Source organism: Leifsonia sp. McL0627, from assembly GCF_058244615.1.
This window is the reverse complement of the sequence record NZ_JBZCGM010000003.1, coordinates 751762-768095: the sequence shown is the minus strand read 5'-3', so window position 1 is coordinate 768095 and position 16334 is coordinate 751762. Positions and strand designations below refer to the sequence as shown.

The 16334-nt window shown below is 68.7% G+C and carries 19 protein-coding genes; 7 read left to right on the top strand and 12 right to left on the bottom strand.

Annotated features, from left to right (window positions below; all coding sequences use genetic code 11):
• Nucleotides 1-38: 38 nt before the first annotated feature.
• Genes AC37TH_RS11890 through AC37TH_RS11865 form a run of 6 tightly spaced genes read right to left on the bottom strand, consistent with a single transcriptional unit; the run spans nucleotide 39 to nucleotide 5163 of the window.
• Nucleotides 39-926 carry a prenyltransferase gene (locus tag AC37TH_RS11890; RefSeq protein ID WP_490764557.1) on the bottom strand — a complete coding sequence of 296 codons (888 nt, stop codon included), beginning with the start codon at nucleotides 924-926 and terminating at the stop codon, nucleotides 39-41.
• The gene (locus AC37TH_RS11885; RefSeq protein WP_490764556.1) at nucleotides 923-1243 is read right to left on the bottom strand and encodes a lycopene cyclase domain-containing protein; all 321 of its coding nucleotides are present in this window, start codon (nucleotides 1241-1243) and stop codon (nucleotides 923-925) included. Before AC37TH_RS11885 ends, AC37TH_RS11890 begins: the two co-directional genes overlap by 4 nt.
• A complete protein-coding gene (locus AC37TH_RS11880; RefSeq protein ID WP_490764555.1) occupies nucleotides 1240-1569 on the bottom strand; it encodes a lycopene cyclase domain-containing protein in 330 nt (109 codons plus the stop codon). The genes AC37TH_RS11885 and AC37TH_RS11880 overlap by 4 nt, the downstream gene beginning before the upstream one ends.
• Nucleotides 1566-3164, bottom strand: coding sequence for a phytoene desaturase family protein (gene crtI / locus AC37TH_RS11875; protein ID WP_490764554.1), 1599 nt, complete (start codon nucleotides 3162-3164; stop codon nucleotides 1566-1568). Before crtI ends, AC37TH_RS11880 begins: the two co-directional genes overlap by 4 nt.
• Nucleotides 3161-4084 (bottom strand): phytoene/squalene synthase family protein, encoded by a 924-nt coding sequence (locus AC37TH_RS11870; protein ID WP_490764553.1) that lies wholly within the window; start codon nucleotides 4082-4084, stop codon nucleotides 3161-3163. Before AC37TH_RS11870 ends, crtI begins: the two co-directional genes overlap by 4 nt.
• Entirely contained in the window at nucleotides 4081-5163 is a 1083-nt protein-coding gene (locus AC37TH_RS11865; RefSeq protein WP_490764552.1) for a polyprenyl synthetase family protein, read from the bottom strand. Before AC37TH_RS11865 ends, AC37TH_RS11870 begins: the two co-directional genes overlap by 4 nt.
• A 76-nt stretch (nucleotides 5164-5239) precedes the next feature.
• Between AC37TH_RS11865 and AC37TH_RS11860 the strand changes: the two genes are divergently transcribed.
• Entirely contained in the window at nucleotides 5240-5812 is a 573-nt protein-coding gene (locus AC37TH_RS11860) for a MarR family winged helix-turn-helix transcriptional regulator (protein WP_490764551.1), read from the top strand.
• A gap of 4 nt (nucleotides 5813-5816) precedes the next feature.
• Here AC37TH_RS11860 and AC37TH_RS11855 read toward each other — a convergent pair whose 3' ends face one another.
• On the bottom strand, nucleotides 5817-7316 hold the full coding sequence (locus AC37TH_RS11855) for an SDR family oxidoreductase (protein WP_490764550.1): 1500 nt from the start codon (nucleotides 7314-7316) through the stop codon (nucleotides 5817-5819).
• A gap of 92 nt (nucleotides 7317-7408) precedes the next feature.
• Here AC37TH_RS11855 and AC37TH_RS11850 point away from each other — a divergent pair, with 92 nt between their 5' ends.
• Entirely contained in the window at nucleotides 7409-7750 is a 342-nt protein-coding gene (locus AC37TH_RS11850; protein ID WP_490764549.1) for a DUF7882 family protein, read from the top strand.
• Nucleotides 7751-7755: 5 nt separating this feature from the next.
• Here the strand turns inward: AC37TH_RS11850 and AC37TH_RS11845 are convergent, their stop codons facing one another.
• Entirely contained in the window at nucleotides 7756-8667 is a 912-nt protein-coding gene (locus tag AC37TH_RS11845; RefSeq protein ID WP_490764548.1) for a sigma-70 family RNA polymerase sigma factor, read from the bottom strand.
• 293 nt (nucleotides 8668-8960) lie between these two features.
• On the opposite strand from AC37TH_RS11845, the gene AC37TH_RS11840 reads away from it, so the two are divergent.
• The gene (locus AC37TH_RS11840; protein WP_490765108.1) at nucleotides 8961-10403 is read left to right on the top strand and encodes an MFS transporter; all 1443 of its coding nucleotides are present in this window, start codon (nucleotides 8961-8963) and stop codon (nucleotides 10401-10403) included.
• Here the strand turns inward: AC37TH_RS11840 and AC37TH_RS11835 are convergent.
• The 4 genes from AC37TH_RS11835 to AC37TH_RS11820 are packed head-to-tail and all read right to left on the bottom strand — an operon-like array spanning nucleotide 10396 to nucleotide 13657.
• Nucleotides 10396-11361, bottom strand: a complete 966-nt coding sequence (locus AC37TH_RS11835) for a DNA topoisomerase IB (RefSeq protein WP_490764547.1) — start codon at nucleotides 11359-11361, stop codon at nucleotides 10396-10398. The two genes, AC37TH_RS11840 and AC37TH_RS11835, sit on opposite strands and share 8 nt — an antisense overlap.
• Nucleotides 11358-12311 carry a non-homologous end joining protein Ku gene (gene ku, locus AC37TH_RS11830; RefSeq protein ID WP_490764546.1) on the bottom strand — a complete coding sequence of 318 codons (954 nt, stop codon included), beginning with the start codon at nucleotides 12309-12311 and terminating at the stop codon, nucleotides 11358-11360. Before ku ends, AC37TH_RS11835 begins: the two co-directional genes overlap by 4 nt.
• A 49-nt stretch (nucleotides 12312-12360) precedes the next feature.
• Nucleotides 12361-12960, bottom strand: coding sequence for a DUF1349 domain-containing protein (locus AC37TH_RS11825; RefSeq protein ID WP_490764545.1), 600 nt, complete (start codon nucleotides 12958-12960; stop codon nucleotides 12361-12363).
• Between the two features lie 58 nt (nucleotides 12961-13018).
• Complete coding sequence (locus tag AC37TH_RS11820; RefSeq protein WP_490764544.1) at nucleotides 13019-13657, bottom strand: TetR/AcrR family transcriptional regulator; 639 nt, start codon at nucleotides 13655-13657, stop codon at nucleotides 13019-13021.
• 89 nt (nucleotides 13658-13746) lie between these two features.
• On the opposite strand from AC37TH_RS11820, the gene AC37TH_RS11815 reads away from it, so the two are divergent.
• The 4 genes from AC37TH_RS11815 to AC37TH_RS11800 are packed head-to-tail and all read left to right on the top strand — an operon-like array spanning nucleotide 13747 to nucleotide 16332.
• Nucleotides 13747-14616 (top strand): alpha/beta fold hydrolase, encoded by an 870-nt coding sequence (locus AC37TH_RS11815; RefSeq protein WP_490764543.1) that lies wholly within the window; start codon nucleotides 13747-13749, stop codon nucleotides 14614-14616.
• On the top strand, nucleotides 14613-15179 hold the full coding sequence (locus AC37TH_RS11810; protein ID WP_490764542.1) for a dihydrofolate reductase family protein: 567 nt from the start codon (nucleotides 14613-14615) through the stop codon (nucleotides 15177-15179). Before AC37TH_RS11815 ends, AC37TH_RS11810 begins: the two co-directional genes overlap by 4 nt.
• Before the next feature lie 26 nt (nucleotides 15180-15205).
• The gene (locus AC37TH_RS11805; RefSeq protein WP_490764541.1) at nucleotides 15206-15502 is read left to right on the top strand and encodes a DUF4287 domain-containing protein; all 297 of its coding nucleotides are present in this window, start codon (nucleotides 15206-15208) and stop codon (nucleotides 15500-15502) included.
• Nucleotides 15503-15540: 38 nt separating this feature from the next.
• Nucleotides 15541-16332: a nucleotidyltransferase domain-containing protein gene (locus AC37TH_RS11800; RefSeq protein WP_490764540.1), complete on the top strand. Its 792-nt coding sequence runs from the start codon at nucleotides 15541-15543 to the stop codon at nucleotides 16330-16332.
• Nucleotides 16333-16334 lie beyond the last annotated feature (2 nt).

The window sequence follows — 16334 nt, the reverse complement described above, 5'->3', positions numbered from 1 at the left end:
AGCCGGTGCGGCCGCTGCGGCCGCTGCGGCCGCTGCGGTCAGCGTGTACCGGCCGCGTACAGGATGAGCAGCATCGTCACTAGGAAGCCGCAGGCGTAATTGATCCAGAGGAACCTCCGCCAGCCGCGGTTGGCGGAGGCGGAGTCTTGGTCGCTCACCCCCCAGAACGGGACTGCGGCCGCGATGTACGGCACGACCAGCACGGCCGCCAGCGGCCCTGGCCACACGGTGAACAGCATCGCGACACCGGCGAGGGTCCAGGCCAGGATCGCGAACCGGGTCGTCCGCTTCGCGCCGAGGGCTGTCGCGATCGAGGCGATGCCGCCCTCCCGGTCCGGCACCACATCCTGCACCGCGCCGAATGCGTGGCTGCCGATCCCCCACAGGAAGAAGGCGACGAGCAGCGCGGTCAGCTGCGGAGTGAACACGGCGCCGGCGAGCACCAGCGCGTAGACGGCGGGGCTCACGAAGTGGGTGCTCGAGGTCACGGAGTCCAGGAACGGGATCTCTTTGAACCGGAGCCCTTTCACCGAGTACGCGAGCACGGCGAAGACGCTCACGGCGAGCACGAGCCAGGACACCGGCGAGCCGACCGCAACGAGGTAGACCAGGAACGGGGTGTTCGTGACGGCCGCAGCGATGATCGTGCGCCGGTGCATGCCCCGGTCGAGCAGTGCGCCCTCCGCGCCGCCCTTGCGTGGGTTGCGCAGGTCGGACTCGTAGTCGAAGACGTCGTTGATCCCGTACATCGCGAGGTTGTACGGGATGAGGAAGTAGACCGTGCCGACGACGAGCGTGAGGTCGACCTGTCGGGTGGTGAGCAGATACGCCGCCGCGAACGGGAAGGCGGTGTTGATCCAGCTGAGCGGGCGGGAGGCGAGCAGGAGCTGGCGCACCGGGGAGACGGCGTGGGCGGTGGCGGTCATTCCGGTCGCCTCCTGCGGAGGAGCAGCCAGAGCGACGGAAGGAGCAGGAGTCCTGCGAGCGGGTAGGCGAAGTCCTCGATGGGCACGAGGCCGACCGTGACGCCGGAGATGTGGGCACGGCCGTATGTCATGAGGCCGGCGGCGATCATGGCGTTGTCGAAGACGGCCGTGAGGACGGCGACCACGACTCCGGCGATGAGCACGGGCAGCCACCAGCGGCGCACGATCGCGCCGCGGTCCGGGGCGGTGGCCAGCGCAACGGCGAGGACCACCGCGGCGACCGCGAGGAAGACGACGCTGAGGAGCAGGTAGGTCATGCTCTCCCCCGGTCCCGGCGGTCGAGCAGCAGGCGGGAGCCGGTCACGAGCACCATCGTGAGGTAGCAGAGGAAGGTGAGGAAGAAGACCTCCTCGAGCGGGAGCTCCGGCGCGAGGACGATGCCGGTCAGGAACCGCGACCCGCCTCGCGCGAACACGTGCAGACCGATTCCCGCGAGATCCCAGACGAGGAAGAACAGCACGCCGACCACCAGCACGATCGTGGCGCGGCGCCCATCCCGCCAGAAGAACAGCCGGAAGCGGCGGTCGAGCAGCACCATCGAGCCGAGCGCGACCACCAGGGTCAGCAGGTACAGGATGCTCATGTCACCTGCTCGGTGCGCGCCTCCGCAGCGAGCGGCTCGGGGAGGGGCCCGACGCTCGTGTCTCCGCGGAGACGCTTGAGGGCGAGTTCGGCGCTGATCAGGCACATCGGCAGGCCGATTCCGGGGATGGTCGAGCCGCCGGCGTAGAGCAGGCCGTCGACTTTCGCCGAGGCGTTCCGGCCGCGGAAGAACGCACTCTGCCGCAGGGTGTGCGCCGGTCCGAGCGCGCCACCGCGCCAGGCGTTCAGGTCGGTGGCGAAGTCGTCCGGCCCGACCGTCCGGCGCGCGACGATGCGGTCGGCGAGGTCCGGGATGCCCGCCCAGGCGGCGACCTGGGCGATGGCGGCGTCCGCCGTCCGTTCCACCAGCCTGTCCCCCGCGCCGTCCACCCCTCCGGAGCCGATGGACTCGTCGGGCGGGACAGGGACCAGCACGAACAGGTTCTCGCAGCCGTCCGGAGCGACGGAGTCGTCGGTGGCGCTCGGCATGCAGACGTAGAGCGATGCCGGGTCGGGGATCGACGGTTCCGCTCCGTAGATCCTGTCGAAGTTCTCGTCCCAGTCGGTGGTGAAGAACAGGTTGTGATGGGTGAGCTGCGGAAGCGTGCCGCGGATGCCGAGCATGACCAGCACGGCGCCCGGCCCTGGGTCGCGGCGCTCCCAGAACGATTCGGGATAGGTGCGCAGCGGCTCGGGCAGCAGGCGGGTCTCCGTGAAGTGCAGGTCGGCGGCCGACACCACGACATCGGCACGGACGAAGTGCCGGCCGCCGGCCGCATCCCGGTATTCGACACCGGAGACCCTGTGCCGCGCGGCACCCGGTTCGGTGCGGATCGCCGTCACGCGCGCGCCGGTGCGGAGGTCGGCGCCGTCCGAGTGGGCGATGGCGGCGATGCGCTCGACGATCGTGCCGAAGCCGCCCTGCGGGTACCGGACGCCGTCCTCCAGGTCGAGGTGGCTCATCAAGTGGTACATGCTCGGCGCCCGGCCGGGCGACGTGCCGAGGAACACCGCGGGGTAACCGAGGATCTGGCGGAGCCTGGTGTCCTTCACCGTGCGGGCCGCCAGACGCCCGAGAGGTTCGAGCAGAAGTCGCGCCAGCCGCCCGCTGCGCGCCAGGATTCCGGCCGAGAACAGCGGACGGAACGACGCGAAGGTGCCGTAGAGGAAGCGGTCGACCGCCATCCGGTATGTGTCCCGGGCGCTCGCCAGATACCGGTCGAGTCGCGCCCCTGCGCCCGGTTCGACGGCCTCGAACAGTGCGCGATTGGCCACGTAGTCCGCGTGGATGTCGAGCGGCTGCTCCCCCGACTCGGAGAACACCCGGTATCCGGGATCGAGCGTCACCAGGTCGAGTTGCTCGGCGGAAGTCGTGCCGAGCAGGCGGAAGAAGTGGTCGAAGACCTCCGGCATCAGGTACCACGACGGTCCGGTGTCGAAGCGGAAGCCGTCGTGCAGCCAGGTGCCGACGCGCCCGCCGAGCGTGTCGTGCTGTTCGAGCAGGGTGACGCGATAGCCGTCGTCGGCGAGCAGGGCCGCTGTCGCCACCCCCGCGATACCGCCGCCGATCACGACGACGGAGAGCGGCGCGGTCATCGGGCGCCCCCTGCGCCCCAGCCGGCGGTGGCGCGCACGAGGATCGCCAGCTTCGTCCGCGCCGGAACGCTCACCCTCGTGGACAGCAGCAGCGGCGCCGGGGTCGTCCGGAGGCGGTCTGTCAGTTCCGCGAACAGCCAGTGCGCCGCGACGATCGCACGACGGCAGTTGTCCGGCAGCTCCGGGATGGCGTCCTCCGCCGCCCCCAGATCGCGCTCGATGTCAACGACCAGTTCGAGCTTCTGCCGCTCGGTCAGCCGCCCTGGATCGATGCCGGGGAAATAGCTGCGGCCGAGCTCCGTCCAGTCGACGGCGAGGTCGCGCAGGAAGTTGATCTTCTGGAAGGCGGCGCCGAGCCTGCGGGCTCCGCGCTCCAACCGCATCCGGCGGTCGGGGGCGACCGGTTCGGTGGAGAGGAACGCGCGCAGGCACATCAGGCCGATCACCTCGGCCGAACCGTAAATGTATGCGCTCAGCTCGTCCGAGCTGAAGTCGACGGGGCTCAGGTCCCTGCGCATCGACGAGAAGAACGGCGCGGTGAGCGACGCGTCGATGCCGACCGCCCTCGCCGTGCAGGCGAACGAGTGAACGACGACGTTGGCGCTGTACCCGGTGCGCATCGCCCGCTCGGTGTCTGCTTCGAGCGCGTCGAGCAGCGCGCGCTGGTCGTCGAGGGCGAGGCCCGCCTCCGCCGCCGCGCCGTCGACGATCTCGTCGGCGATCCGCACCAGTGCGTAGATGTCCTCCACCAGCGGCCGTACGTCCGGAGACAGCAGTCTGGTCGCCATCCCGAACGAGGTCGAGTACTCGTGGATGATCGTGGCCGAGCTGGTGTGCGCCGCCCTGGTGTACAGCGAGAGGTCGGTCGGGTTCAGCGGGTGTGCGCCGCCCGGCGTCGTCAGCTCCGCCTCGCGGGTCACGCGATCCTCCCGACGCAGGAGCGCGCGACGGTCTGGAGCTCGTCGGTCAGCGAGAGCGGGAGCCCCGGCGCGGAGAGCGCGGCGACGGCGGCTTCGGCGTACTCAGTGACGAGCCCTTCCACGAACGCGCGCGCTCCGCACGCGTCGAGAGCCGTCGCGAGACGGCGTCCGGCGCCGAGATCGAGGTCGGCCCTGCCGAACCACGGCTCGATGGCCGGCCACGCCGAGGTCGCCCGCGCGTACGCGATCAGCGACGTCTCCTTGCCCTCGCGCAGGTCGCTGACGATGCTCTTGCCTGTTGCATCCTGATCGCCGAAGACGCCGAGGATGTCGTCGCCGAGCTGGAATGCGATGCCGAGAAGCCTGCCGTACTCGGCGAGCGCCGCCAGCACATCGCCTCCCGCACCGGCCAGGATGGCGCCGGCAGTGAGGGGACCGGCGAACGAGTACGCCGCTGTCTTGCGTTCGGTCATCGCGAGCACGTCCGGGAGCCTGGCCTCGTCGATGCCGACGCTGTACGACACGTCGGAGAGCTCCCCGGCGGCGGTGACGAAGATGCTGTGGTCGAGCAGGTCGAGGAGCGCCGTGCGCGCGGCGGGCGCCACCTCCAGCCGGGCGACGAGCGACGCGGCGGCGTGCAGGAGGAGGTCGCCTGCGAGGATGGCAGCGGTCTCGCCCCACAGGGTCGCACGCTCCGCCCCGACGCCGCGGGAGGCCGCATCCTGTGCGAACTCGCCGGACACGTTGGGGCGGCCGCGACGCATCGTGTCTCCGTCGATCACGTCGTCGTGCAGCAGGAAGGCGGTGTGCAGCAGTTCGAAGGCGACCGCGGTGTCGACGGCGTCGGCGGCGGTCGCGACTCCGGCCGATGGACCGCCGATGGCGTCGAATGCGCTGAGGACGAATCGCGGCCGGATGCGTTTGCCGCCGTCACTGCCGTTTCGTGCACTCGCCCAGAGCCGCTGGTATTCGCTGCCGTATCGGGTCGCCTGCCCTGTGCGCTCTGAGAAGAACGCTGCGAGCCTGGCGTCGACCTCCGGCAGACCGATTCGCGGTGTTCCCTGGTGGATCTGGGTCATCCTCCCCGCCCCTTTGTCTAGCCAAGTAAGTAAATAACCTAGCACGATTCTTACTGGCGGGGCATAGGATGTGCGCATGGGTTTCAAGGAGGACGCACGCCGCGTCTCAGGGTCGCTTCTCGACCCCCGCGTGATCGACCCTCGACAGGAACTCGTCCGGCACGACGACCTCAGCGAGCCGGAGCTCGAACAGGTCGTCCGCGTGCTCACCGCGATCCGCGACTGGCGGGAGGCCGAGCAGAAGTTCAGCTTCGAGTCGCGCAGCAAGATGAAGCTGAACGACACGGACATGAAGGCACTGCGCTACATCATCGCGTCGGCCAACTCCGATGTGGCCGTGACGGCCGGGGCGCTGTCCGAGCACCTGCACATCTCGACCGCGTCCACCACCAAACTGCTCGACCGACTGGAGCGCGCTGGCCACATCGAGCGCCGGCCGCACCCGACCGACCGCCGCGCGGTGACGGTCGCGATCACCGAGGAGACGCATCGGGAGGTGCGCCGCATCATGGGGATGCAGCACGCGCACCGGTTCGAGGTCGCCAAAGCGCTCACCGGAGACGAGCGCGAGGTGGTCATCCGGTTCCTGACCGAGCTGGCGGCCACTCCGGAGCCGACACCCGAGCCCGAGCCCGAGCGGGTCGACTGACCCGTCAGGCACCAGGTTCGGCCGTGCCCACCGCATCCGCTGTGCCTTCCGCTGCTGCCGCCGCGACGATCCTGTTCGCCATCCCGTTGAAGATCACGCCGTGGAACGGCAGGATCGCGAACCAGTAGAGCCGCCCGGCCAGCCCGGCCGGGAAGAAGATCGCCCGCTGGGTGTACCGCGATCCAGCGGCGTCCGGTTCGACGCGCATCTCCAGCCAGGCGCGTCCGGGCACCACCATCTCGGCGCGCAGCCGCAGTTCCCTGCCCCTCTCGATCCGCTCGACCCTCCACCAGTCGAGCGCATCGCCGGTCTGCAACCGGTCGGCGTCGCGGCGACCCCGGCGAAGGCCGACGCCGCCCACCAGCTTGTCCATCCAGCCGCGCAGCGCCCAGGCGAGCGGGAACGAGTACCAGCCGCGTTCGCCGCCGATCCCCTCGACCACGCGCCACAACCGGACGGTGGATGCGCCGCTCTCGCGCTCGCGCACGTCCGTGTACACGGTGTGGCCCGCCCAGTCCGGGTCGCTCGGCAGCGGGTCGCTCGGAGCCGTGCTGACCGACGAGTTGCGCCAGCTCGTCTCCACGTCGCCGTCGCGCATCCGGGCGAGCGCCAGCCGCACGGCCGTCCGGTAGCCGGTGAGCCCGCCCTCGGGCGGCGGGATGACGGCGTCGATGTCGTGCTCGCGGGCGACGCAGTCGTATTGCAGCGACTCGATGATGGGCACGGCGAGACTGCGCGGGATCGGCGTGACCAGGTTGACCCACTGCGACGCCAGCCAGGGTGTGAACACCGGCAGCGCCGCGATCGGCCGCTGGCGCAGCCCGGCCTCCACGGCGAACCCGTTCATCATCTGCCCGTAGCGGAGGATGTCCGGCCCGCCGATGTCGTATGCGCGGTTGACCTCCGGCGGAAGGTCGGCTGCAGCGATCAGGTAGCGGAGCACATCCCGGATCGCGATCGGCTGGATGCGGTTGCGCACCCACCGCGGAGCCGGCATGTACGGCAGCACCTCGGTGAGATGGCGGATCATCTCGAACGACGCGGAGCCGGAGCCGATCACCACCCCAGCCTGCAGCACGACGGTCGGAACACCGGAGTCGAGCAGGATGCGCCCGACCGCCACGCGCGACCGCAGGTGCCGCGACAGCTCCCCGTCCGGATGCAGGGCGCCCAGGTAGACGATGCGCCCGACGCCGGCCGCGGCCGACTCCTCGGCGACGACGCGGGCGGCGTCCGCCTCCTCGTCGTCGAAATCGCCGGACGCGCGCATCGAGTGCACGAGGTAGTAGACGACGTCGGCGTCCCGCACGGCCGCGGCCACCGCATCCCGGTCGTGCAGGTCGCCCTCCGCGATCTCGACCTCGTCGGCCCACGGCACATCCGTCAGCTTCTGCGGCGAGCGCGCGAGCACCCGCACCGTGAACCCGTCGGCGATCAGCCGGGGCACCAGCCGTCCTCCGATATAGCCCGTCGCTCCGGTCACGAGTGCTCGTCTGCCTGTCATGCGGCGACCGTACGCCCCTCTTCGCGGGGCAGACCGGGCGCCGCATCGTGCCGGTCGACGCCGAGACCGTCGCCGTCCTGTAGCTTCGTGCCATGGGCAAGCTTGTTTACGCTGGGACGACCGAGATCGGATTCGAGGATCGGGTCCTGGCTCATCTGCAGATCGTGGTGGGGCTGAAGCTGCGCCGCAAGGAGGGCTTCTTCTTCTCCTGGCGGGACGAGCAGGGTGTCGGCGACGGCCGGAGTGCGATCTGGATCGACCCATCCATCCCGCTGCTGTTCCGCTACAGCGGAGGCAGGCAGCCGTCGATCAACAAGTCCTGGCTGGAGGCGATGACCCTGTCGTCGAACAGCGCCCAAGGCCTGCAGCTGACCGAGGAGATCGGCGCGCTCGGCGCCGACGAGGTCAACGCGGACTCTCCCCCCGGTCGCTGAGGCGCTCAGCGCAGGTACTCGAGCAGCTCGGGGCACCGGAGGCGCTTCAGGCTGCGGGTCTCCAGCTGGCGGACCCGTTCGCGGGTGATGCCGTAAATCTCGCCGACCTCATCCAGCGTCATCGGCTTCTGCCCGTCCAGGCCGAAGCGCATCCTGACCACCTTGGCGTCACGCGGCGGAAGGTCACGCAGGCGCTCCTCCAGGTCGCGGTGGCGGAAGCCGACCTCGACGGCCTCCGCGGGGGTCGGGAAGTCGTCGTCTTCGATCAGGTCGCCGAGCTCCGCCCCCTCGTTCTCGCCGATGGGGACGGCGAGCGAGACAGTCTCCGAGTCGCTCATCTGCAGCTTGCGTACCTCGGCGGGCGTCAGGTTGGACGCCTCTGCCATCTCCTCCAGCGTGGGGGTGCGGCCGAGTTCGCCGCCGAGGTCACGGCGGATCCGGTCGAGCTTGTCGATCTTCTCCACGGTGTGCACCGGGATGCGGATGAGGCGGGCCGTGTCGGCGATGCCGCGCAGGATGGACTGGCGGATCCACCAGGTGGCGTACGTCGAGAACTTGTTGCCCGTGCGGTAGTCGAACTTCTCGACGGCGCGCACGAGACCCAGGTTGCCCTCCTGGATGAGGTCCATCACCGGGAGGCCGCGGCCGGCGTAGCGCTTGGCGATGCTGACGACGAGGCGCAGGTTCGCCTCGATGAAGCGTTCGAAAGCGCGCTTGCCGTCGTCGGCGAGCCACTGCAGTTCGCGGCGCTCCATGGGCGTGAGCCCTTTCCTCGTGGCGATACGCTCACCGGCGAGGACGCCGATCTCGATGCGCTTGGCCAGGGAGACCTCTTCTTCCGCCGTGAGAAGGCGGGTGCGTCCGATGGAGTTCAGGTAGTCGCGTACCGGGTCGTTGGTCACTTCGAGTACTGTCATGTTCTCTTTCCCATCCATCGTGTTCATTTATCTGCTCTGCATCACTGCGGTGCTGCCCCGTGATCGGACGGGGAATCTCTAGCTAGGTAAGCAAAGTGGAATGACCCCCAACAAGGGGTTGACAGCGGAGGCGCTGGACCGCTAGGCGTGTCGGGGATCACGTCAATGCATGCGTTTTGTCAAGCCCCTGCTGGGATCGCGAGGGTGGACGTATTCTGCGCTCCGTGAGTGCGCATACATCAGATTCTCAGGCAGCGACGCTGAAGACGATCGAGACCACCATCCCTGCCCGGATGGACAGGCTCCCCTGGTCGAGATTCCACTGGCTCGTGGTCATCGGCCTCGGCACCGTCTGGATCCTGGACGGCCTCGAAGTGACCATCGTCGGCGCCATCGGCAGCCGGCTGACCGAACCGTCGAGCGGGCTCGGGCTCACCACAGCGCAGGTCGGCCTCGCCGCCGCGATCTACGTCGCGGGCGCCTGCACAGGCTCCCTGGTATTCGGCTACCTCACCGACCGGTTCGGCCGCAAACGGCTGTTCATCGTCACGCTCGGCCTTTACCTGGTCGCCACGGTGCTCACCGCGTTCTCGTTCGCACCCTGGATGTTCTTCCTGTTCCGGTTCTTCACCGGCGCAGGCATCGGCGGAGAGTACGCGGCCATCAACTCGGCCATCGACGAGCTCATCCCGGCCCGCCGCCGTGGCCTGGTCGACCTCGCGATCAACGGCTCGTACTGGCTCGGAACGGCGTTCGGCGCCGTGCTCACGGTCTTCTTGCTGAATACCGCCATCTTCCCCGCCGACATCGGCTGGCGCATCGCGTTCGGCCTCGGCGCGGTGCTCGGCCTCGTCATCCTGCTGGTGCGGCGCAACGTGCCGGAGTCGCCGCGCTGGATGTTCATCCATGGCCAGGACGCGGAGGCGGAGAAGCTGGTCGGGAAGATCGAGGAGGACGTCGAGAAGGACACGGGCAGCGAGCTCGACGCCGTCCCCGACGACAAGGCCATCCGGATCAAGCAGCGCCGCTCGACCGGGTTCGGCGAGATCGTGCACGTCGCGCTGTCGCGCTACCCGAAGCGGTTCGTGCTCGGGCTGTCGCTGTTCATCGGGCAGGCGTTCCTGTACAACGCGGTGTTCTTCACGTACTCGCTGGTGCTGACGAAGCTCCTCGGCATCCCGGACGACCTGGCCCCGTGGGCGCTGGTGCCGATCGCGATCGGCAACTTCCTCGGCCCCGCCCTCCTCGGCCACCTGTTCGACTCGGTCGGCCGCCGGTTCATGATCACCCTCTCCTACATCGGCAGCGGGGTGCTGCTGGTCGGCACCGCCATGCTGTTCGACGCGAAGCTGCTCGACGCGTTCTGGCTCACCGCCTGCTGGATGATCGTGTTCTTCTTCGCCTCCGCGGGCGCGAGCAGCGCATACCTGACCGTCAGCGAGGTCTTCCCGATGGAGACGCGGGCGATGGCGATCGCATTCTTCTATGCGGTCGGGACGGGCATCGGCGGCATCATCGGGCCGATCCTGTTCGGGAATCTGATCGAGAGCGGCATCCACGCGGTTGCCATCGGGTATTACATCGGTGCCGGGCTGATGATCGCCGCTGGGCTGGTCGAGCTGTTCCTGGGGGTGGATGCGGAGGGCAAGTCCCTGGAGGAGATCGCCGCTCCGCTGTCGTCGGAGGACGCCGGCTCGCCGTCGAGCGGTGGGGCTGCGACGGACCGCGCTAGCTGAGCAGCTCCAGCAGCGCGGGCTCCGGGGCACGCCCGGCGCCCAGGTCGATGACCTCGCCCTGGCGGTACCTGTCGAAGATGCGCGGGTCGATGTAGCTGTTGCGCGCGATGGCCGGGGTGTTCCCGAGCGCGTCCGCGGCGGCCGCCACCGCCGCGGAGACCCGCTTCGTGCGCTCGCGCTCCGTGCCGCCCGTGCCGAGGTCGGCGAGCGCCGCAGCCGCCACGATGGTGCCGTGCAGGGTGCGGAAGTCCTTTGCCGTGAACTCGCCGCGGGTCTGCCGCCGGATGTACTCGTTGAGGGACGCCGGACGGATGGTGTGCCAGGTGCCCTCCTTCCACGACAGCAGTCGCGAGCGGGCACCGCGGGCGGCGACGATCTCGGCCAGCAGGGCAGCCACATCCGGATCGGTGACGGTGCTCGTCCACTTCTGGGCGCTCTTCGCCGGGAAGGTCAGCGTGACGTCGTCCCCGTCGATCGCGACGTGACGGCACAGCAGCGTTGTCAGCCCCCTGCTGCCGTTGGCGTGCAGGTATTCCTCGCTGCCGATCCGCAGCGACCCGAGGTCGATGATCCTGAGTGCCGCCGCCAGGATGCGGTCGCGGCCGAAGCCCTCCTGCCGCAGGTCGATCGTGACCCGGCGGCGCGCGGCGGGCAGCGTCTCGGCGAGCTGCGCCGCCCGCTCGAACTTGAGGCGGTCCTGATGCAGCCGCCACGACTCGTGGTACAGGTACTGCTTGCGTCCGGCCTGGTCGATGCCGACCGCCTGGATGTGCCCGCGCGCGTCCGGCGAGATCCACACGTCTTTCCACGCGGGCGGGATCACCAGCGACCGGATGCGCTCCAGCTCCCGCTCGTCGACGATCGGGTTGCCTGCCTCGTCCTGATAGGTCGGCGCCTTCCTCCCGCTGACCCTGCGGTAGCCCGGCCCGGACGGGTCGCTGCGGCGGAGCCGGGTCACGCGGGTTTCTTAGCCGCGGTCTTCGCGGGCTTCTTGGCGGCCGTCGTGCTCTTCTCGCCCTTCGCAGCGGTGGTCTTCGCAGGATTGGCCTTCGTGGCGGCCTTGGCGGTGCCCGTCTTCGACGCCGACTTCTTGGCGCCGCCTCCCTTCTCCCCTCCGGAGCCCCTGCTGCGCTCGACGCTGCGTTGCAGCGCTTCCATCAGGTCGATCACCTCACCGCCGCCCGAGCTCTTCTCCTCCTGCTCGCCGAAGGTCTCCGCCGTGTCGATGGTGTCGCCCTGTTCGAGCTTCGCGTCGATCAGCTTGCGCAGTTCGTCCTGGTATTCGTCGCTGAACTTCTCCGGCTGGAAGTCGCCCGCGAAGCTCTCCATCAGCGCGGCCGACAGGTCCAGCTCGCGCTGGGTGATCCGCGGGGACTCGTCCAGGGACGGGAAGCTCGCCTCGCGCACCTCGTCGTTCCAGAGCAGCGTCTGCAGCACGAGCACATCCCCGCGCACGCGCAGTGCGCCGAGCCTGGTCTTCTGCCGCAGTGCGAAGTTCACGATGGCCGTGCGCTCGGAGTCCTCCAGCGTCCGGCGCAGCAGCGCATACGCCTTCAGCGACTTGGAGTCCGGTTCGAGGTAGTAGCTGCGGTCGAACATCAGCGGGTCGAGTTGATCGTTCGGCACGAACTCGACGACGTCGATCTCCCTGCTGCGCTCCGCGGGCAGCGACGCCAGATCTTCCGGGGTGAGCACGACCGTGCGCTCCCCGTCGTCGTACGCCTTCGCGATGTGCTCGTACGGGATGATCTTCCCGTCGATCTCGCAGCGCCGCTGATACCGGATGCGCCCACCGTCCGCATCGTGCACCTGGTGCAGCGACACGTCGTGATCCTCCGTCGCGCTGTAGACCTTCACCGGAACATTGACCAGCCCGAAGGTGATCGCACCCGTCCATATGGCCCTCATGAGCCCATCGTGACCGGGGACGGCCGGATTTTCAACCAGTGATTGAGGTTTACTGTCCGTTTCGGAGGTCGGAAGGCGCGCCGATCCGGTACTCGATGGCGTCGAACTCGGCCACGCAGGTCTCGCCCAGCGGCGCTTGCGCGAGGAAGCCGACGTTCAGCTCGCCGTCGAAGTCGAGGCGGAAGACGCGCACGAATTCCCAGGTCTCGCCGTCCGCCGACGAGTGGAACGCCCATCCGGCACCCACCTTCGCCACCCGGAGGAAGACGTGCCCTTCCGTGACGACCGTGGAATTGCAGTCGTCGGACCACGTGTTGGTCACCACAGAGACGACCATCGCCTGCCCCTGCGGCGAGAACTCGAAACAGAGCTTGGCCCAGTGGTCCTGGTCGCCCCATATCGCAAGGACACCGGCGTCGAAGGTGCTCCGCGGGCCGTCGACGCGCACGCGGGCGCTGAGCGTGAAGTCCTCGGTCGGCACGAAGCCGAGCGACGTCGCGGCGTGCTGCTGCGGGCCGCCGAGGGCGCTGTTGGTCCAGTCGGTGCCGGCTGCCGCGGTGAGGACGAGGCGCCCAGGGGCGGGCTGCTGTGCGACGCCGGGTCCGTTGCTCCAGCTCAGCGGGGGAAGGGTGTCGACGGCGATTGTCATAGGAACAGGGTATGGGGTGGCGTGCCGGAGGGCGGGCGCTCAGTGGACCGAGTCCGTCTCACGGGGCGGGGGCATATGCGCGAAGGAAGGCCGTCACGCCCGCGTCGATCATCGGGGCGAGTTCGTCCGGTCCGATCGGCAGCGTCGCCGAAGCGAACATTGTCTGGTTGCTGGGAATCCACAGCAGCATCCCGGCGAAATGATTGGCCGCGAGCAGCGGATCCGGCACCGTCAGAAGCTCACGTTGACGGAGGATGTCGAAGCAGTGCCCGAGCGCCTCGAGCACCGGGAGGAAGCCGCGCTCCCAGTACAGCAGCCCGAGCTCGGGGAACCGGGGCGCCTCGGCGATGACGAGGCGCCTCAGTTGCTGAACCTGGTGGTTCATGATCGATCTGGCGAACTGGTCGCCGAGCAACCGGAGCGCTTCCTCTGCCGACGGCAGCACTCCCATCTGCTCGACGAGCGAGGTGAACGGGTTACGGATCCGATCGCACTCGGCGTGGATGAGGGCGGTGAACACCCCCTGTTTATCGCCGAACGCCTTGTACAGCGTCTGCTTCGACACGGACGCCGCCGCTGCAAGTTCATCGGTGGACGTGCCGACGTAGCCATGGCTCGTGAAGGCGCCCAGCGCGCTTCGCAACATGGCCGCGCGTTTAACGTCAGCCGTGGTCGGAGCACCTGATTCTTCGGACATGCTTGACCTCCTCAGTACTAGACAGTACCGTACTCACATCAGTACCGATCGGTACCCGACAGCGCCGAGTCCATCCTGGAAGGAATCCCATGACCGAAACGACCCGCACCGCGGACAGCACCCCCACCGGTGTGAGCAGCCCCACTGTGACCAGCGCCGACGGCACGACGATCGCCTACACCCTCACCGGCACCGACGGGCCGCTGCTCATCAGCGTCGACGGCGCCACTATGTACCGCGGACTGGACTTCACGGGTGGCGAACTCGGTCGGCTCCTCGGCGGACAGTTCCGGTTCGTCTCCTACGACCGGCGCGGACGCGGCGAGAGCGGCGACACACAGCCGTACGCTGTCGAGCGGGAGATCGAGGACATCGGCGCGCTGATCAGCACGCTCGGCGGCAACGCGTTTCTCCTCGGGGTCTCTTCTGGTGCGGTTCTCGCACTTCGTGCCGCAGCGGCTGGGCTCCCCCTCGACGGCGTCGCCTGCTACGAGCCACCGTTCGTGGTGTCCACCGATCGTGCACCGGTCGGTGCGGACTATGTGGAGCGACTCGACGCCGCCGTCGCCGCCGGACGCCCCGGCGACGCGATCACGATCCTGATGACCGATGCTGTCGGCGTGCCCGCCGAAATGGTCGCCGGCATGTCCGAGCAGCCGTTCTGGCCTGCCTTCGAGCAGATCGGCCACACCGTCGCGTACGACGGACGGATCATGGGCGAAACGATGCGCGGCCGTCCTGACACGCTCGACGTCTTCGCACGCATCGCCGTGCCGGTGCTCGTCATGTCCGGCGGCGCGAGCGACGCGTGGATCACCACGGCGGCGGAGCAGCTGGCGGCCCGGCTGCCGCAGTCGACACCGCAGGTGCTCCCCGGCCAGACCCACCAGGTCGAGCCTGCCGCGCTCGCCGACGCCGTCGCGCCGTACGTCGCCGCCCTGTCCGGCGCTGAACGATGAGCGGCACACCTCCCCGCACCCCGCCGCGCATCGTTAGCGCGGGGTTCCAGATGAGCCTCGACGGCTACATCGCCGGACCCGACGGCGAACTCGACTGGATGCGCGGAAGTGTGGACATGCTCGACCACGCGACTGCGACGATGCGCGGCATCGACACCATGCTGATGGGCAGACGCACCTACGTCGAACAGGCAGCATCCTGGCCGCACCGCACCGGCGAACTGGCGGATGCGGTCAGTTCCCACGACAAGGTGGTCTTCACCAGCCGCCCGGACGAGATCGACCTCACCGCCTGGGCCGGGAGCCGAGTCTCCGCCGACCCTGCGACCGAGATCGCGTCGCTCCGGCGTTCGCCGGGCGGTCGCATCGGCGTCACCGGCGGCGCGGAGTTCTTGCGGCGGATGCTCGGGCACGGGCTGATCGACGAGGTCCGCGTCATCACGCATCCCGTCACTCTGGGGCACGGCCGCAGCCCCTGGCCCGCAGGGTTGCGGCTCCACCTCACCAGCGCCAGAGAGTTCGACTCCGGCGCGAACCTGCGTATCTACACGACCGCTGTCTAATCCTCACCGACGAACGGGAGACTCCGATGTCCTTTCAGGCATACCTCGACACCATCGAAGACAAGACAGGCCTGACGCCGCGTCAACTCCTCGCCATCGCAACAGCCAAGGGGTACGACGACCCGTCTGTGAAAGCGGGTGAGATCCTGGGATGGCTCGCCGACGACTACGGCCTCGGGCGGGGACACGGAATGGCGATCGTCCATGTCATCAAGAAGGGTCCGCAGATCGATAAGAAGCACGTCGGAACCACAGGATCGCACCGCGATGAGTCAGAGACCCTCTGGCTCGATGGCAAAGCGACCAAACCCTCGCCCTCGTGAACACGCACGCATCGCAAAACGCAACGGAGAACCTGGTCATGACATCGTCAGATCACAATGTCGACACCACCGTCATCGAATCTGTCGCAGAGGCGTTGTACAGCCTGACCGGGGTCGAGGCCATCGCCCTCGGCGGTTCCCGAGCGCAAGGAACGAACCGGCCGGACAGCGACTGGGACGTGGCCATCTACTACCGCGGAGAGTTCGACCCGAACTCCGTCCGGGCACTGGGCTGGCCGGGAGAGCTGAGCGACATCGGCGGATGGGGGCGGGTGTTCAACGGCGGCGGCAAGCTGACCGTCGATGGGCACCTGATCGATGTCCACTATCGTGACCTCACCCTGATCGAGCGGATACACGACGACGCGCTCCGCGGAGAGTTCACCGTCGAGCCTCTTCTGTTCCATCAGGCCGGCCTCCCCACTTACATCCTGCTGGCCGAGCTCGGAATCAACAGAACGCTCCGAGGGACACTGCCGGATTGGGGATACCCGGAACCGCTTCGGGACGCGGCACCCGGGATCTGGTGGGAGCGCGCCGACCTCACCCTCGACTACGCGACCACGCACGCACGCCACGGCCGCGTGGCGCAATGCGCCGGCCTGCTGAGCGAAGCCGCCTGTCACACCGCTCACGCGATCCTCGCCCGCCGAGGCGAATGGGTCACCAACGAGAAGCAGCTGCTGACCAGGGCCGGACTCCGCGGCATCGATGGCATCGTCGCACGGCTCGCCATCGACCCCCGCAGCCTCACGGGCGCAGTGACGGATGCTCGCGAACTATTGACGACCGCCGTCGCCGAGGAAGGATACCTCGGGCTCGGACGGTGACA

Bases quoted from the DNA above. Each gene is read 5' to 3' on its own strand.
- AC37TH_RS11850 (WP_490764549.1), top strand. From the start codon at position 7,409: ATGGGCAAGCTTGTTTACGCTGGGACGACCGAGATCGGATTCGAGGAT.
- AC37TH_RS11845 (WP_490764548.1), bottom strand. From the start codon at position 8,667: ATGACAGTACTCGAAGTGACCAACGACCCGGTACGCGACTACCTGAAC.
- AC37TH_RS11880 (WP_490764555.1), bottom strand. From the start codon at position 1,569: ATGAGCATCCTGTACCTGCTGACCCTGGTGGTCGCGCTCGGCTCGATG.
- AC37TH_RS11820 (WP_490764544.1), bottom strand. From the start codon at position 13,657: ATGTCCGAAGAATCAGGTGCTCCGACCACGGCTGACGTTAAACGCGCG.
- AC37TH_RS11800 (WP_490764540.1), top strand. From the start codon at position 15,541: ATGACATCGTCAGATCACAATGTCGACACCACCGTCATCGAATCTGTC.
- ku (WP_490764546.1), bottom strand. From the start codon at position 12,311: ATGAGGGCCATATGGACGGGTGCGATCACCTTCGGGCTGGTCAATGTT.
- AC37TH_RS11855 (WP_490764550.1), bottom strand. From the start codon at position 7,316: ATGACAGGCAGACGAGCACTCGTGACCGGAGCGACGGGCTATATCGGA.
- AC37TH_RS11890 (WP_490764557.1), bottom strand. From the start codon at position 926: ATGACCGCCACCGCCCACGCCGTCTCCCCGGTGCGCCAGCTCCTGCTC.
- AC37TH_RS11810 (WP_490764542.1), top strand. From the start codon at position 14,613: ATGAGCGGCACACCTCCCCGCACCCCGCCGCGCATCGTTAGCGCGGGG.
- AC37TH_RS11825 (WP_490764545.1), bottom strand. From the start codon at position 12,960: ATGACAATCGCCGTCGACACCCTTCCCCCGCTGAGCTGGAGCAACGGA.
- AC37TH_RS11885 (WP_490764556.1), bottom strand. From the start codon at position 1,243: ATGACCTACCTGCTCCTCAGCGTCGTCTTCCTCGCGGTCGCCGCGGTG.
- AC37TH_RS11815 (WP_490764543.1), top strand. From the start codon at position 13,747: ATGACCGAAACGACCCGCACCGCGGACAGCACCCCCACCGGTGTGAGC.
- AC37TH_RS11805 (WP_490764541.1), top strand. From the start codon at position 15,206: ATGTCCTTTCAGGCATACCTCGACACCATCGAAGACAAGACAGGCCTG.
- AC37TH_RS11860 (WP_490764551.1), top strand. From the start codon at position 5,240: ATGGGTTTCAAGGAGGACGCACGCCGCGTCTCAGGGTCGCTTCTCGAC.
- AC37TH_RS11865 (WP_490764552.1), bottom strand. From the start codon at position 5,163: ATGACCCAGATCCACCAGGGAACACCGCGAATCGGTCTGCCGGAGGTC.
- AC37TH_RS11840 (WP_490765108.1), top strand. From the start codon at position 8,961: ATGGACAGGCTCCCCTGGTCGAGATTCCACTGGCTCGTGGTCATCGGC.
- crtI (WP_490764554.1), bottom strand. From the start codon at position 3,164: ATGACCGCGCCGCTCTCCGTCGTCGTGATCGGCGGCGGTATCGCGGGG.